General features: G+C 66.5%; 14 protein-coding genes. 3 read left to right on the forward strand and 11 right to left on the reverse strand.

All coding sequences use genetic code 11. The features are described from left to right. Positions 1-243 precede the first annotated feature (243 nt). Complete coding sequence (locus ACWEOH_RS05620) at positions 244-957, reverse strand: hypothetical protein (protein ID WP_452028993.1); 714 nt, start codon at positions 955-957, stop codon at positions 244-246. Between the two features lie 278 nt (positions 958-1235). Between ACWEOH_RS05620 and ACWEOH_RS05625 the strand changes: the two genes are divergently transcribed. Further along, on the forward strand, positions 1236-2492 hold the full coding sequence (locus ACWEOH_RS05625; protein WP_452028995.1) for a hypothetical protein: 1257 nt from the start codon (positions 1236-1238) through the stop codon (positions 2490-2492). 181 nt (positions 2493-2673) lie between these two features. Here ACWEOH_RS05625 and ACWEOH_RS05630 read toward each other — a convergent pair whose 3' ends face one another. From ACWEOH_RS05630 to ACWEOH_RS05675, 10 genes are all read right to left on the reverse strand, one after another. Then, positions 2674-3735: a hypothetical protein gene (locus ACWEOH_RS05630; protein WP_452028997.1), complete on the reverse strand. Its 1062-nt coding sequence runs from the start codon at positions 3733-3735 to the stop codon at positions 2674-2676. A gap of 5 nt (positions 3736-3740) precedes the next feature. Continuing rightward, positions 3741-5189 carry an ATP/GTP-binding protein gene (locus ACWEOH_RS05635; protein WP_452028999.1) on the reverse strand — a complete coding sequence of 483 codons (1449 nt, stop codon included), beginning with the start codon at positions 5187-5189 and terminating at the stop codon, positions 3741-3743. After that, positions 5186-6835 (reverse strand): SCO6880 family protein, encoded by a 1650-nt coding sequence (locus ACWEOH_RS05640; RefSeq protein ID WP_452029001.1) that lies wholly within the window; start codon positions 6833-6835, stop codon positions 5186-5188. Before ACWEOH_RS05640 ends, ACWEOH_RS05635 begins: the two co-directional genes overlap by 4 nt. Next, on the reverse strand, positions 6832-8208 hold the full coding sequence (locus tag ACWEOH_RS05645; protein WP_452029003.1) for a hypothetical protein: 1377 nt from the start codon (positions 8206-8208) through the stop codon (positions 6832-6834). The genes ACWEOH_RS05640 and ACWEOH_RS05645 overlap by 4 nt, the downstream gene beginning before the upstream one ends. Further along, positions 8208-8882 (reverse strand): hypothetical protein, encoded by a 675-nt coding sequence (locus ACWEOH_RS05650; RefSeq protein WP_452029005.1) that lies wholly within the window; start codon positions 8880-8882, stop codon positions 8208-8210. Before ACWEOH_RS05650 ends, ACWEOH_RS05645 begins: the two co-directional genes overlap by 1 nt. Positions 8883-8889: 7 nt before the next feature. After that, a complete protein-coding gene (locus tag ACWEOH_RS05655; protein ID WP_452029007.1) occupies positions 8890-9171 on the reverse strand; it encodes a pilin in 282 nt (93 codons plus the stop codon). A 20-nt stretch (positions 9172-9191) separates the two neighbouring features. Continuing rightward, the gene (locus ACWEOH_RS05660) at positions 9192-10562 is read right to left on the reverse strand and encodes a MinD/ParA family ATP-binding protein (protein ID WP_452029009.1); all 1371 of its coding nucleotides are present in this window, start codon (positions 10560-10562) and stop codon (positions 9192-9194) included. 574 nt (positions 10563-11136) lie between these two features. Beyond that, positions 11137-11298, reverse strand: coding sequence for a hypothetical protein (locus ACWEOH_RS05665; protein WP_452029011.1), 162 nt, complete (start codon positions 11296-11298; stop codon positions 11137-11139). Between the two features lie 164 nt (positions 11299-11462). Continuing rightward, a complete protein-coding gene (locus tag ACWEOH_RS05670; RefSeq protein WP_452029013.1) occupies positions 11463-11831 on the reverse strand; it encodes a hypothetical protein in 369 nt (122 codons plus the stop codon). Positions 11832-11993: 162 nt separating this feature from the next. After that, positions 11994-12674: a hypothetical protein gene (locus ACWEOH_RS05675; RefSeq protein WP_452029015.1), complete on the reverse strand. Its 681-nt coding sequence runs from the start codon at positions 12672-12674 to the stop codon at positions 11994-11996. A gap of 508 nt (positions 12675-13182) precedes the next feature. Between ACWEOH_RS05675 and ACWEOH_RS05680 the strand changes: the two genes are divergently transcribed. After that, the gene (locus tag ACWEOH_RS05680) at positions 13183-13989 is read left to right on the forward strand and encodes a DNA-processing protein DprA (protein WP_452029017.1); all 807 of its coding nucleotides are present in this window, start codon (positions 13183-13185) and stop codon (positions 13987-13989) included. A 1016-nt stretch (positions 13990-15005) separates the two neighbouring features. Next, positions 15006-15341, forward strand: a complete 336-nt coding sequence (locus tag ACWEOH_RS05685; protein ID WP_452029019.1) for a hypothetical protein — start codon at positions 15006-15008, stop codon at positions 15339-15341. Positions 15342-15448: the final 107 nt, after the last annotated feature.

The following is a 15448-nucleotide window of genomic DNA, read 5'->3' on the forward strand; positions in this document are numbered from 1 at the left end:
GTTCTCCAATTCGGGCCGAAGCAATTCGTAACGTCGGTTCCGAACCGAGTTGGGTCGCGACGATCGAGCCGGCGGAGGTGCGGATGAGATCGCTTGTCGCCCACCGCTCGAGGTAAGACCTGGGCAGGCACAAGATGATGTCCCCTAGGCTCCTACCCCGCGGCGCTCATCACTTCTGCTGCCAACTCATAGGGCTGCCGTTGGGGGTCCGGTCGGTCACGCTTCCGCTTGGTCACGGCGCAGCTATAGATCCCGCTGGTCGTTTGCCGGCGCGGTACGCCACGGGTCCGGACGGCTGATTCGGAGCGGACTCGCTGCTGCGCGCTCGCGGGCGCGCACCTTCCTTGCTGTGGCCCCGTCGGGGCGCTCGAAGAAGATCAGCATCACGTAGAGCAACGAGCTCACAAACCAATTCGGGTAGCGGTGTTCATCGGCATAGCGGAGCCACTGTCGGCCGGAGGAGTCCTGGAGGAACACGTAGATCGGGAGCTTCGTCTGGCGGCTTTCCTTCACCGTGATAGCAACTTCAGTGCCCGGCGTGAGTACGCCGCTCATTCCGTTCGGACTTAGCACCTGTGTCGAAAAGCCCCCGCGGATATCCGCATATGCGATCAGCGGCGTCTTTACGGGCCGAGCCCCCGTGTTTGAAGCGTGCACGACGGTGATCTGCTTGATCCCGGCGCCAGGAATCAACACCTCGTCGCGTGTCACCCACGTGATGAAGTCATCAGCACCCTTGCGCCGGGAAATCGCTAGCTCGCGCCCTAGCAACGCCAAGCCAAGGACCAGGGCGCCGACGGTTCCGATAGCGCCAATCCACTCGGCGAGGTTCCCCATTTGCACGGCCCGAGCGTAGCGACGACCACCGACAAGCGATCGGGAGTCGCAAACGCCGGCGACGCCTGCCAAGCAGAGGATCGTAGTGTGCGACTCAACCCCGACGATGGTCGTGCTCACGACTCCGTCGAAGTCGATGTTCAATCGGGGTGAACGCTTTTCCGCTGTACAGTCCGGAGTGTCGGGGGACGACTTAGGCGCTGAGGGGAGTCGTGAGCACTCCGAGATAGCCGTGGACTTGACCGGCGAGCAGATCGTCGGGTGTGGGACGCGGGCGCGATTCTGCGTTAGACGCACAGGTTATCCACGCGGGTCGAAGAGCGCGTTCCCGCTCAGGCTCGACGTTCCAGGAGTGGGCACTAGCCGTATGAGGCCAGCCGACATGCCATCCTGAGGTCGTGCGCCCCTACTCAGACGACGGTGTCGCCGTCGACGCAAGGTTCATTGTGGAGGCCGACGGCAACCAGTTCGCTGTGACCCTCGAGAGTCGGGGCGGAGCATCAAAGGGCTCGGCAGCCCGCAATCCTGAGTACAACGTCGCTCTGGACCTCTTGCTCGCTCGGCTCGCGGGTCTCCGGGCTGAACTCGTCGATGCGCTCGTGGATTCAGCGTCAGCCCGAAGGCTGTCCGATTTCGATCGCCGGATCATCGACGGGCCACTCAGCCTGGATAGGCTCACCGACCTGAATCAGGTCCGTGTGCTCTTGGGCAAGTCCGCCGCTGCAGTCGATCGTGCACCGAACGCAAGCGGCGAAGGGAATCGAACGAAGCGGATCAGGCTCGTCGTTGCGGTACCCGGGTTCGGCCCCAACGATCAAGCCGTGCTCGCGTCCGTGCTCTCCCGTCCCTCGACAGCGTTAGAGGTGTCGCCTACTGCGGTGGGTGGCCTTCTTCGCGAGCTGATCGGCATCGAGATCCCTACGCCTTCTGGCTCGCGGGCGAATACGATTCTCGCCGTCGACTCTGATCAAGTGATCGTGGCCACGAGCCGAACGCCGAGCGGTCAAACGGTCCCGATCAGTGATGTCGTCGCAGCCATGGACCTGCTTAGACGGGAGGGAGTTATCGACGTCACGGTGGACGTCCTTGGGTATCGGAGCGCGTTTATCGGAGCATTGTTGCTGCAACTGCCCGGTGCGCGAGCCGAGGGCACGTCGCCGACGCGAATCGTGATCACGGATTCGCTCGACGCAGGTCCCATCGACCTCGGACCTTCGTCTTCTCGCGACGTCGAGCTCGGCCCGTTCCAGGGGACCTTGGATCGCCCGGTCGCCGCGCGACAACGACGCGAACAGCAGCGTCTTCGTTCAACCCTTCTTCGCGGGCGTGATGAAGCCCCTTGCGCGCTCTGTGGCGAGACGTATCCGGCCCGTTTTCTCTGGGCGTCGCACATCAAGAAGCGGTCGGCCGCCACCGATAACGAAGCTCGAGACTTGCAGAGGATCGCGATGCTCGCCTGCATCTTCGGGTGCGACGCGCTCTTCGAAGACGGATACCTGAGCGTGGAGAACGGAACGGTGGTCGGGACAGGGACAGTTGATCTGAACAGCGCGATCGGGCGGCGAATTCACATGGTCCGAGGGCGGGAAGTGGAGGGGTACTCAGAAAGCGCGAGCTACTTCCAATGGCACCGTCAGCATGTGTTCCTGGGCTGATTCAGCCCGATAGCACTCTAGATAAGTCGCGTCGGAACTTGCCGGCCCGGGAATCACGTACACCCGCCGGCCAGCTGCTCGTTAATGGTGCCGCTGCCGCCCGAAGCACGCCGGTCGGAATCACTCAGATGTCAGCGTCTCGTGCTTCGTCTTGCGCGGGTGGGTTGCGCATGGGTGACCGTTAGCCGACGTTTAGCGGCTGGCCCGCGTACGCGAGATCGATGTGCAGGTGGTTGCAGGTGTCCTCGAATTCGCGGAAGTTGCGGAGGGCGAGGGTGATGCCTGCGTCGGCGCGGCATTGAACCTGTCCGACGCGTGCGCCGGCGGGCATGACCGAATCGAGCATTGAGATGAGCCGGATCGATTGTGGGTCTGTTCCACTGAGGGTGCGTCCCTCGAGTGCATAGAAGTCGACGGCCTTTCCGCCGCCCTCGATCCAGTGCGAAGAGGATGTGCCGGCGCCAAGGAGTGAGCCGGTGCATTTTCGGTTGATGTCGCTGACGCCGACGGTCTCGAAGGTTCGCACGGCGAGCACCATGATCTGGAGGATGCCGAGGTCGATACCGCACTCAGGCGCATGCTGGCCAGCCGCGACAGCCTGGATCTGGGAGAGATAGCGCGGTTCGAGCACGCGAAGTTGTCCGCTGGCGGTAGCCGCATCGAGTTCTTGGGCGAGCGCCCGAGCGTCGCTGCCGACGCTGCATGAGCTACCGCCCGCGGAGCTGGTGAGCGTGCTGACGACCTCGACCGCGGCGGGGTAGAACTTCGTGTAGTGGTCTGGGTCTTGGTTGATCTGCACCTCGTGCGCGGCGCGCGAGGGTGGCATGGTCGCCCAGCCGGGGACCTGCACCAGCCTGGTTAGGAAGGCGACGGCGGCCTTCTTGGGGTCCAGCCTGTTGCTCGGCGGGCCGTAGCTCGCGTCCTGCTGGAACACGCCGAGGGTGGTGTTGTCGACGGCATCGCCGTGGGTGAGGTTTCGCAGGCTCGACTCGCCCATGCCGGTCATGACCGCGATGGTCGCAGCGCGACTGTCGAGCTGAAGTTCGGCGGCGACGTTGATGATCGTGCCAGCGATCACGAGCTGGTCGCCGGAGTAGCCGGCGATGGGCGCGCTCGTGCTGACTGTGACGAAGTTGATGCCGCCACTGCCGCAGCTGGCGGACGCCGAACTGATCGCGACCGTTCCGCCGAGGGTGAGCAGGAATGCCACGGCGGCGGCGATTGCGGTCTTGCCCGCTCCCATGCCGTCTACTCGCGACCTGCGGCGACGGCCAACGCTTCATCGGTGTTGGTGACGTCGATTTCCCACTGGGACCGGATGTGCTGCACGTGCGTTTCGGGGTGGGATCCGTACTTGAAGATGTAGTGCCCGTCGCGGAGCCGTTCGATGGTCTGTGCCGTCTCGGGGGCGAACCCGAACGTTACCTGGCACCAGAGGGCGTCTTCGGGTCGGCCTTGCCGGAATGTGTAGATGCTCTGCGCCTCTTGGATGATCGTGATCCCGGGAGAGTCCCGGGGGATGTCGGTGCCTTTGTGCATGACGAACACGTTGCTGATGCCGAGGCCGCGGGAGAGTTTCTGGTTGGACTTGATGAGCTGGGCGCTAGGTCCACCGATCATGTGCCAGCCCTCTTCGTAGACGACGGTGGTGGCCCAGCCGCGTTCGTTGCGCAGCCGGCCGAGCATCCACATGTTGCCGATCGCCATCACGACTGGGACTGCTGGGCCGTCGTCGGGCAGCTGGGAGATGTCGAAGCTGGTGAGCTTGCCGGTCAGGTCGACCTGTGATGACGTCTCGCCGTCGAGGAGACCGGCGTACTCGTCGAGCAGTCCGTTCAGGGTCCATCGCACGGAGAGGCCGGCTTGGTGCAGCTTGTCGCGGGCGTCGGGCGACAGCCCCTCGTACCGGTCGGGATCGACGACGCCGAGGTTTGGCAGCACGTCGGCCAGAACGGGGGTGCGGCCGCCCTCGAACCGGCCGAGTGTGGTGAGGAGCGCGGCGCGGAGGGCTTCTTCTTCCCATTCGTTGAGGTGTTGGTCGCCGCGGGCGAGCCGGGTGATGATGTTGAGCAGTCGCGCTTGGCCCTTCACGCCGGTGCCTTGGGCGATTATCGGGTCCATGAGGTTGAGCCGGGTGCCGGTGCCGTCTGCGGTGAACCGGATGGGTTCGTACCCGTAGCGGCGGACGACGTTGGAGTATTCGCCTTCGCCGGCTTGGTCCTTCTTGTCGAAGATGACTGCGCGTCGGTTCTGCAGCAGCAGCGGCCGGAGTACGCACACGGTTTTCACGAACGAGGACTTTCCGGCGCCGACGTCGCCCATGACTACTGTGTTCGGGCTGGAGACTTCGCGGGGGGTCGAGTTGTACGCCGTGACGGGGTCGTGCGAGATGGATGTGCGGGAGAGCACGTCGCGACCGTTGACGACGCCCTTGGTGCCGGTGGGCGGGCCGATCAGTGCGGTGTTCAGGATCTCAGCCTGCCGGGTCGTGGTCGGCGCTCCGACGCCGGCGGGCGCGTAGTACCCGCGGAAGGCCTTGGATGCGTTGGTACGCAGCGGCGTGCCGGGGAGGTTCCACGGCACGATCTCGCTGGTGCTCGTGGCGCGGCCTTCGGCTGGCATCTCAATGGGTGGCGCGAATGCGCGGAGGCCGGGCAGGGCCCGGATGCCCTTGCTGGCCGCCTTGTGGTCGCTCATGAGATGGCCTCCTTCTCCGATTTGCCCGCTAGCGCGCGGTAGACCCGCGCCGAGAAGGACGAGTCGCGGGCGGTGATGCCCCGGCCGATCGGCCAGGTGGTGCCGGATGCTGCGGCTTGGTATGAGTCCTGCCAGTCGAGGTATTCGATGCCGAGGCCGGTGGCGCAGGTTTCCTCGAGCTGGCGGGATGCTCGCGCGAGCTCGTCGCGCGAACGGGTTGAGATCGTCACGTAGCCGACCCAGGCCGCGCCGTGGTGGCCGGTCCCGGCGCGGAGGTCCATTCGTCGGCGCTTGGATGCGCTCATGGCGGTGCCGGTCTCGTCGAGGTCGACGGAGCCGGCCTCGCTTTTGGAGATCGCCTCGGCCTGGTCGCGGACGAGATCGCGCTGCGCCGCGGCCTTCGCCTCGCCGGCCGGGACCAGGTGGATGTGGAAGCTGACGGACCGGATGAATTGGATGTCGCGGCCGATGAGAAGATCCAATGCCCACAGTTGCGTGCGTGGGGCGGTCGCGAGCGCTTCGACGGTGATCTTCGCGGTGCGGTGCCACCACTCCACGGACTCCCCGGTGAGCGGGTCAACGCCCGCTACGACGTGCGCGGAGAACTCGTCGTGCGAGCGCACGCCGAGACGAGACGGATGGACGTCCGCCACGTAGTCAATCGGCCGTGACGGGTTCTGCTGATGCAGCATCACTGCGGTGACCTGGCGTGCGGAGAGCACATCGACCTGGCCCATGCGGGCCTCGGTAAGCCCGCGGTGAGCGGAGCCGATCTCCTCGCGCATCAGGCCGCGCCAGCCGTCGCGGCCTTCGCTGTACTTGCGTGCCGTGTCGTAGAACGCCGTGGTCAGCGGCCATTTGACCGTGATGAAATGGCGTTGCACCATCGCGCCTTCGCCGGTGCGGCGAAGCACTTCCTCGTACGACCTGACGGCGTCGGCTGGCGCGTCGGAGTCGAGGCTGTTGAGGACCCAGAACTCCTGCAGCGCGGTATCGGCCGGCAGTACCCTCGTGGTCGTCTGTACGTCCTCGACGAGCACGGACGGGACCGCTCGCGAGGCCAGGAACGCGCCCCATGCCTCGGCTGCCCGGGTCATGACGGACGTCGACTCGATCCCGCGCAGCTGGCCGGTCACGGAGAACGTGACAGCCAGGTAGGCGCGCTCACCGATTGGCGCGTGCCACTGGATCCCGGGCACGCCGCGGCCGTACTCGAGCCACCCCATCCCGTCGGCCCCGTCCGGGTTCGCTCGCATCGTGATGAGGGTGCGCTGCGCTTCCCATTTCTCAGTCCGGCCCTTGGCCATCCGGACGGCTTGCTCGGCCTGATCCCAGGCCGCGACGTCATACGGCTCGAACGCCTCGGTGCCGGATACCACCCGGGCCTTCCAGCGACGTCGGCGGCGGCTGCGCTCCACGATCGTGCCACGGTGCGTCCTGGTCGTGACGAGCATCGTGACCCCGACACCACCCAGCCCGAGCAATAGTCCCGGCCAACCGACGAGGATCGTCACGACCATGCCGGCGACGACGAACCCGATGATCAGCGCGATGCGCGTCTTCGAGTGGGTGCCGCCGAAGAACGACCGGTGCCCGGACTCCCCGCCCAGGTGGCGCACGATCGCGCGGGACTGCGTCTGGCTCATGGCCGTTCTCCCCCGACGTTCGAGCCCTGGTCATCCATCGCGGCGACCGCCTGATTCGCGGCCGCCTCGCCGACCTGCCGTGCCTTCTCCGCCGTGCCGACCGCAGCCGCCGCGACCAGCGTCGGAACGCCGATCGCGGCTCCAGCGCCCGTCGCGGACTCGGCCGTGCCCGCCGCGACCAGCGCTTCGGTGCCAGCGGCACCGGCTGCTCCCCCGGCACTCGCGGCCGCCTCACCGCCCATAGGGCCGGCCGCGCGCGCTTCGCCGGCCACCCCATCGGCGGCGCGTGACGCGGCAACGTCGGAAAGTCCCCCGAGTCCGGAGCTCTGCGCGGTCGAGGACTCCGCGTCGCTCGTGCTCGCCAGAGAACTGCTCGATCGGTTCGACCCGCTCTCGCGGCTCTGGCCGTACCGGTTGCCGGCGTCGGTCATGTTGCTGGAACCGATCGGGATGCCAGCCAGGGCGGGACCGTTCGTTCCGCCCATGCCGGTCGGGATGACGGGCGCGAACTTGAGCAGCAGCACCGGCGAGAGCGCCGCCATGAACAGGGCGATGATCGCGACCAGGAACGTCACGAGGGTCTGCAGCAACGGGTTGTCGCCGAGCGTCACGATGCTGCCGGCCATCATGTTGAACGCGAACCCGAGCAGGAAGAACAGCAGCGGATGCGCCGCGAGAATCCCGAGCCAGACCTGCACGAGACGGAGTCCGAAGCTGCGCTTGGTCGGGTCGATGATCCAAACGATGCCGAGCGGGATCAGCACACCCGTGAAGTAGAGCGTGACCAGCTGCACGATCAGCATGAGCACGACCAGGAACAGGCCGACGACCATCAGCAGCATGAGCACGCACGCGATGAACACCCCGCCGGTGAGCGTCGCTGGATCGGTCGTGTCGATCAACGAGACCATCTGCCCGATGACCTGGTTATACGATCCCGCGACGCCCCACTCGATGAACACGTTCGAGAGGGCGTGGAAGAACTCCACGAGAAGGTACCCGAGCATCGGGCCGAACATCGCACCGGCCAGGAACAGCGGGAAGTAGATGCCGATCGACTCCAACAGGTCCCGGCCGGCCATCGTGCCGCGCGCCGTCCGCAGCACCTGTGGAACCAGCAGCACGATCGCCGCCAGAATCGCCGTCGCGAACGCAATCGCGTACGCGCTCAAGAACCAATCCGCAGTGAGATCCGGCAACGCCGCCTCAGTCAGAGCCGGCAGCACATCCTTCGCCAGACCCGCCGCCGCGTCCTTCAACGCCTTGAACGTGTTGCCAAACGGATCCTGCCAATAGTTGACGGCTCCGCCGATCTGCTCGCCGATGCCGTTGATCACGCATAGCGGGTCGGTGCATGGCTCCTGCGAAGTCATCAGCAGCCCTCTGTGTACGGCGTCCCGATCGAGAAGAGTTCCTCAGTAGTGCGATCGAGGCTCGCCTGGTCAAATGTCCAGTGCTCGTCCTCCCAGTCGAGGGTGAACGTCTTGGCCATTCGGAACGTCGGATGCAGCTCGCCGTTGATGACGATGCCGGTGCCAACCGTGACGGTGGCTGTGTCATCGGCGTAGCTCTCTAGGTTCCAGACTCCCGGAATGGTCGAGAGAAAGAACGGTGTCCCGTCCGGCACGAGCGCGCCGGAAGTGTTCGGATTGCTCGCGTACGCGCTGGTGAGGTCGTATGGCGAGCCCGACGCGACAAGCGACGCGTCGACCGCGGAAATGTCCTCAGCTGGCGGCACCGGGTATTGGTGCATCCAGCGCATCAGAGCTGTCGCGAACTCGACGGCGCCGTTGCTGGTGTGCGGTGCAGCCTTCTGCGCTGCGAGCACCATGGCGGCGTCGCGGGCGTCGCCGCCGAGGCATCCGGTGGGGTCGGGATCGAGGGGGGTTTCGGCGTTCGGTGTGTTCGGGGCTGCTGTGGGCACCGTAGGCGGATTGCTCGTCGAGGCCCTGAACCAGACGCCAGCCACGATGAGCGCTGCCACGACGATGACACCGCCAACGATCCATGGCCATTTCCGTCGGGGCGGTCGGGCTTCGGTGCGCATGGTGTTCCTATCCGAAGATGGCGAGGATGGCGCCGACGATGACGGCGAGGGCGGCGAGCACGCCGAGGGAGATGCCGGCCCACATGGCTTGGTTGCGGGCGGTCTTGTATTCGTTGGGGTTGCCGCCGGTTGAGGCGCTGGCCATCTTGACGATGCCGATGATGAGGAAGACGACGGCGAGGATGATGCCGAGGCCCCAGAGGCCGGCGATGAGCTTCTGCCAGAGTTCGGTGAACTCAGTACCGAAGACGTTGAAGTCCGGGAGGATCCCGTCCAGTGGGTTCTCCATCGTGGGGCTCCTTCTCGTGGTTACCGGATGCTGTGCTGCAGGTGGGAGACGACATTCGCCGCGATGGCGGTGAACGCTCGTCGGGTGGACGGGTCGAGTCGGTCGAGGGTGAGTTGTCCGCGTTCGGCGATGTGCGAGTCGTACGGGACGTCGAACACGGCACGCACTTCCGTGGTGTCGATGATCTGGTTGATACGGTCGACGACCTGCGGATGCTCGGGTCGGCCGTCCGTGAGCCGCACGATGATCGCGTTCGATGCGAGGTCGGCCGCCTTGCCCCCGTCTGTGTGGAGTTCGTCGAGGAGTGCGACGGCTTCGAGCACCGCGTCGCCGGCGTTCAGGACCGGGATGACCAGAGCATCGGCTGTCTGGATGGCGCCTTGGAAGGCTGAGGAGCTGGGTTGGTTGCCGGAGTCCATAATCCGGATGGCGTGGTAGTGGTCCACCACGTTGGCGACTCGGGTGACGTCCTCGCCAGCAAGGCGTGGGCGTCGGCCGGCGGATCCGATCACGGATGCGAACGAGGTCTGTGGTGCGGTGTAGCCCGCGAGCTGCCCGGCGGTGCGGATTGTCCCGACGTCGCGGACGAGCTCACCGATCCCGCGTTGCGGGTTGCCTTCGGCTCGGAAGGCGAGCGCGCCCGGGTCGTCGGAGACTTCGACGATCGCGACGGAACCGCCTCGGACTGCGGCGAGGACACCGCCGAGGAGCAAGGAGACGGGTGTCTTGCCGACTCCGCCCTTGCGGTTCGCAACCAGGACGCCGACCGCGCGAGTCCAGGTGGCTTGCCGGATGATCCGTTCGTGCTCCAGCTGCAAGGCGGCGAGGTCGAGCGCAGCCTGTTCGGTCGCGCTGGGGGCGACCCGGATGCCGACCCGCGCGAGGACACCACGGAGGCCACGGGTTGCGAGGGCCGGGCTGTCGGCGGGCGCGGTGATGCTCAGGTCCTCGAGCGGCAGCTCGAGGCGCGAAGGCGTTCGCGCCGATCCATCGAGGTTGGCCTCGACGGCAGAGCTTGCAACGTGTCCGATGACTGGCTCTCGAGGAGCGTCGGCCCCTTCGTTGTCGATCGGTGACTCAAGCTCGGCGAGGTCGGGTGCGCTCGTGACCTGGGCCCTGAGTTCTGCGAGCTCGCTGCGATGCGAGGTGTGGGGGTCCTCGACGTACCCGGTCGCGCGCCTCGCCCCGGCAAATGGGCCGGCCGGAGCCGGTAAATCCGTCTGTCTCGGTGATTCGGTGGTCGTGGTTTGCGGTTCATTGACGGATCCGACCTGCTCGAGGGGCGCGCCGCACTGTGTGCAGAACCTCGCTCCGACAGCGGTCGACCCGCACTCCATGCAGCGAGTTGCGGTGCCTACTTCGCTTTTGGGCGGCGAGAAAACCTCAGTCATGGCAACCCCCTCAATCACGCGATGCCCGTCCCCCGAATGAGGGTAGCGGGTACCGCCGACTCTAGCCGCCAACTTGTCCACATTGCTACTCAATAGCAATCTTTGATGGACAAGTTCTCTCGCTGGCGGCTTGTGAGTGGGGCATGATGGGCTGCATGCCCAGGCGCGTGGATCTGGCGGGGATGCCCGTTCGCGCTGCCGCTGCGCATGAAGCAGTATCAGGTCACGCCCGTTTGAGTGTGCTTCGGTACCTCCTCGATCATCCGGAGTCGAAGCGTCCGGAGATCGTCGCCGGGACCGGGGTAAGTGCTGGGGGTGTTCGCGCGGCGTTGGCGGAGTTGGAGTCGCTGGGTTACGTCGTCGGCGATGTGGAGGGGCCGCGGCAGGGTCAGCGGATCCGGTACACGGTGAGCCGGCACGCGTTGACCGATGACCTGACCGCGCTGGTGGCCTGGATCCTCCGATAGCCCTCTCTCTCGCTCGACGTCCTGGCCGGGGAGCGCGAGGGGCACGCCCCTCGCCGGCCGCTCGGATGGGGGAGCGACAATTGCCGCTCGCCCATCCGGGGTTCGGGTCAGTCGTTGGTTCCGGCCACGATCTGCTCGACATCGGAGAGGGTGTAGCCCCATCCGGCGATCTTGGCGAAGTAGTCGCGGACGAGGCCGTCGTGCGGGTTGCGCCAGGTGTGGCGTCCGGTCCCTTGCTCGATCGCGGCGAGGGCGAGCGCGAGCAGCACGTACCCGGCCTTCGCGGACGTGAGCCGGCGGAGCGAACTACGATGAACGGCCAGGCAGGACAAGAACCCCCCAAGGGCTGCGCGGCACTGCCGCTCCACTCAATTGAGCTGCCGCCGGCGCAAGCCGACGTCCGCCTGGCTCGTCTCCCCCGCCGCACGGAACATCACGTTGCTCGAGGCTGACCTGCGTCGCGGATCCGGACCAGCGCCGCGAGTTCGGCGTCGAGGTGCGTGACTCCGGGTGCGGTGAGGACGGGGATGAAGGCGTTCAGTGCTGCCATCGCGGTGGGCGCGTCGGGGTAGGTGCCGAGGGAGATGAGCCGTGCGCGTCGGTCGGTGGTGCGGAGCTCGAGGAGTGGGTAGAACTCGCGTGGGATCGCGCCGTGGAGTCGGTGACGGCGGGCGAGATTGTTGCTGAGCATGCCGCGCACGCTGGTGAGTTGGTCGACGTTGAGCCATTCTTCGCGGTCCGACGGGAGCGGTTCGCCGTCGCCGTTGATGTCGGTCACCGCGATCCGGATGAAGCGCGCCATTCTCGGTTATCTCCTGCCCTCGCGTGGGATTCGGTCTCACGCTGTTGCAAAGCCGGACGCGTCTGGCAGCGCGGCGCGGCAATGTGGCAAGGCGCCACCACCGGGGGTGTGTGAGGGGATCGCCCCTCACCGGCCGGGCCCCGCCGGGCCCCGGCCGCCGGGTTAGAGGACGTCCGGGATGAGTTCGGGTCTGGGGAACTTGCCGCCGTGCGCGTCGAGCACGGCGAGGGCGATCGAGAGGGCCCGGTCGAGGGTGATCCCTGCGGGGCGGATCGAGTTGCGGCGTTCGGCGCGGCGGCGGGCGGCGCGGACGTCGCGGTTCACGCGCGCCTCCCAGAACTCGTCCGGGTTCCGGATCGGCCCATACGAGGGGTGCAGGATCGCCCACCGGGTGTACGGGGTGTGGGCGGCGTGCCGGGCGAGCACCTTCTCGGGGTTGGCGGCGACGCGGCGTGCCCACGCGAGCGCGTTGTGGTTGTTGCGGGTCACGCTGTGCTCGCTGCGGTGCTCGGCGCCGATCCGGACCGGGGGCATCTGGAGCCGGGTGAGCGGGTCGATGTAGTCCCGGCGGTGTGCGAGGTAGTGCGCGTGCGCCTTGGTGCGGGCGTCGCGTTCGCGGGCTTCGCGTTCGTTGCGGGCCTGCTGTCGGGGTTTGTTCCATTCGAGCATCTCCCGCATCGCGAACAGCAGCCGGGGCTGGAGGATCGCCTCGCGGGCGACGCGCTTGAACTGGCCGAGCGCGACCATGCGTCGCATCCGCAGGTAGAACGCGGCCGCCTCTGCACGGTTCGTCTCGATGGCGGATGCCGCATCCGTGGTGGGCCGGATCGTGGTCTGCACCATTTGGGTGCCTCCTCCCGCCAACCGTTTGTTTGGCCTGGCTGGCGAGAGAAATCGATTGTGAGCGGGAGCCGGCGGAGCGCCCGGCGGGAGCGGTTGCTAAGCGGAGCCGCGAAGCGGCGCAGTCTGCAAATAGCGGACGGTGGGGCCGGAGCTGGCGGAGCGAACTACGATGAACGGCCAGGCAGGGCGAACCACCAACAAGGCAGCGCCGCGAAGCGGCACCACGATGCTGTTCCTCGCCGCGGGCGCGGCGGGCCGCGCCTGACGGAGCAGGCGCGACGAAAGAGCGTTGGAATTTGAGCCGCGATGCGGCCCTGCCTTGGTGGTTTGTTTGGCCATTCCGGCTGGCGATCGTAGCTCGTGACCGCGGCTTCGTTCCCAGATTGCCGGACGCGCCCGGAGGGCTTATTTCGCCCGACAATCAGGGCACTTCGCCTTGTCCCTTCGCAATCGATCTCTCTTGCCGGAAGGCAAACAAAATGATCGATCCGAGAGGACATCCACTGCCGTGACCTGGACCGCCGCACGTTCCGCTTCGCCCACCATCCGCTCCGACGACGAGACCCGGGCTCGGGTCGCGCTGGCCTGCGCCGGCCTCTCCGGAGACGCAACGGTCGGCGCCGCGATCCGCCGCTTCGGCGGCGCCACTCAGCTGGTCTACGCGGCCAGAACGGGCACCGTTGCCGACAGCACTGCTGGCATCGCCGAGTGCGTGCTCGAACGGATCGCGTCAATCGAGGACGGCGGTGCGGCAACCGACGTAATCTCCGTGTCCGAGCAGCTGGGGTTGACGATCGTCACTCCGAACCAGGACAGCTGGCCGCGCGGGATGGACGCGTTGAGCGACGCCGCCCCGTTGGCGCTGTGGGTCCGGGGTCTCGAGACGGTTCTGACCGAGGAAGCGACCGCCATCGTCGGCCCCCGCCATCCGTCGCGTGAGGCACGACACGCGACGCTCGAGTTCGCGACATCACTGGCGGACCAGGGCTGGGTCGTCGCCTCCGGTGTTGCGCCGGGGGTTGAACAGCTCGCACTGAAGGCCGCACGGGCGATGCGTGGGACCACAATTGAGGTGACCCCGGTCGGTTTGGACCGTCATCTCGCGGAGGATCCTGGCGCCTCGGTCACGGTGAGCGCCGCTCCTCCCGGCGCCGCAGCGACGGCACACGGCGTCCGACTTGCGCGGCAGGTGCTGGCCGCGCTGGCCACACGGATGATCGTCGTGGACGACGCCCAGTGTATGAACGCGCGAATGACCGCCGACGCGGCACGAGCCCTCGGCCGACCGGTCGGTGTCGCCGCAACCACATGCTGAACCGAGCTCGACCCACGCCCGGACTGCATGGCTGTGGAGTGCCGGCCACCAACCTCGCGGGGGTGTGGCACGGTGTCCTCGTGTTCGAGATCGAATCGACAGAGCCGGACTGCCCGAGCTGCTCCACCCGGTGCGTGACCGGGCGCAGCGGCATCACCTGGTGCCGAACCTGCCGTCTCGCGGTACTCCCCTCGCCCACACTGCGCGGAACCGTCTCTTTGCTCCGGCGGTGAGGAGCCGAACGTCCGCCCCACACGGCTGAGCGTCTGCGCGGGCTCCTACAATCAACGCATCGCGCGGGCCGGCGCGCTCCCCTCCCCCAGGAAGGAGCCCGGCCCGTTGCGATACTGGCAACCGAAACTCGGGCTGGTCGCGCAAGGCACGTGGAATCTCAATGCTGCTTGTCAAGCGATCATGGTCGGTGACGCAGCGATCTCGGCGTTTCGTTTCGAATGGTGGGGGTCAGCGGGGAGCGCCGAGTGCTAGACCGGAGGCCAAGACCAGCATGATCATGAGGCCTAACACGCTCCCGATCGAGGCGACCAGAACCCCATTCCGTAAGGCCCTGCGGTTCTGCGATGTGGCGGGTCTCGTCGCAGCCGCGGCCGCCGTCGTGCCGCCAAGAATCACCACAACTGCAGCTGCCAACGCGACCGCCGGCCGATAGTCAGGCCAGACACACTGTGCATTCGGGTCCGTGACGATCTGCATCAATGGCGGACAGGCCCGGGGCACGAGTAGCCCAACAAGAATCAAGAGCAGAGCACCACCAGCAACGGCGATCACGGCCCGTAGGCCGCGTGACCCCGAAGCAGATCCTGAGCGGACGTCGTCGAGAGCTCCACGGCCATCGAGTGTCATACCGCAAGCTTACGAACCGGGTCCTCACATCGAGGGGACACGCGATCGGTGACCGGCAGCCCCTACTCTGCGCTCGAGTTCTCCCCGCCGGCGCGCGGCCTCACAATCCTGCATCGATCCGGAAGACAGGGCGTCACCACGTGCAGAGTAGGCCCATGACGTCCATCACAGCGCCGAGCCGCGCGTGGGTTCCGACCGCCGGTATGGCCGGCGCCTTAATCGTTGGCCTGCTCCTCGTCGCGGTGATCCCGGAAGTGTGCCCGGCGATTGCCCCAGCACCGCCGAGTTGCGCGCCAGATGCTCGAGAATCCGCCGCAATTAACTGGGGGCTGATCATTCCGGCAGCCGCCGTTCTCGGCATCGCTGCAACATACCTCGTGCCCTTGCGCCTACGTCACCGGACGATCACTATCGCGATGATTGTCGTGGCGGTAGCCGGAGTGCTTGCTATTGGGGCGACGTTCATCGCATCCGGGTTCATCTTGATCTGAAACCTTTCCTTCCGACGAACTCTCCTTCAAAGCCGGTCAGAGTTCGAGCTTGAGGCTTTCAGCCGGCTCGCCTCGTTACGCGATCGTGAAGGAGCAGTGGACTTCTC

This window comes from Agromyces sp. NPDC004153 (genome assembly GCF_053603635.1).

Bases quoted from the DNA above. Each gene is read 5' to 3' on its own strand.
- ACWEOH_RS05630 (WP_452028997.1), bottom strand. From the start codon at position 3,735: ATGGGAGCGGGCAAGACCGCAATCGCCGCCGCCGTGGCATTCCTGCTC.
- ACWEOH_RS05635 (WP_452028999.1), bottom strand. From the start codon at position 5,189: ATGAGCGACCACAAGGCGGCCAGCAAGGGCATCCGGGCCCTGCCCGGC.
- ACWEOH_RS05640 (WP_452029001.1), bottom strand. From the start codon at position 6,835: ATGAGCCAGACGCAGTCCCGCGCGATCGTGCGCCACCTGGGCGGGGAG.
- ACWEOH_RS05645 (WP_452029003.1), bottom strand. From the start codon at position 8,208: ATGACTTCGCAGGAGCCATGCACCGACCCGCTATGCGTGATCAACGGC.
- ACWEOH_RS05650 (WP_452029005.1), bottom strand. From the start codon at position 8,882: ATGCGCACCGAAGCCCGACCGCCCCGACGGAAATGGCCATGGATCGTT.
- ACWEOH_RS05655 (WP_452029007.1), bottom strand. From the start codon at position 9,171: ATGGAGAACCCACTGGACGGGATCCTCCCGGACTTCAACGTCTTCGGT.
- ACWEOH_RS05660 (WP_452029009.1), bottom strand. From the start codon at position 10,562: ATGACTGAGGTTTTCTCGCCGCCCAAAAGCGAAGTAGGCACCGCAACT.
- ACWEOH_RS05670 (WP_452029013.1), bottom strand. From the start codon at position 11,831: ATGGCGCGCTTCATCCGGATCGCGGTGACCGACATCAACGGCGACGGC.
- ACWEOH_RS05675 (WP_452029015.1), bottom strand. From the start codon at position 12,674: ATGGTGCAGACCACGATCCGGCCCACCACGGATGCGGCATCCGCCATC.
- ACWEOH_RS05685 (WP_452029019.1), top strand. From the start codon at position 15,006: ATGACGTCCATCACAGCGCCGAGCCGCGCGTGGGTTCCGACCGCCGGT.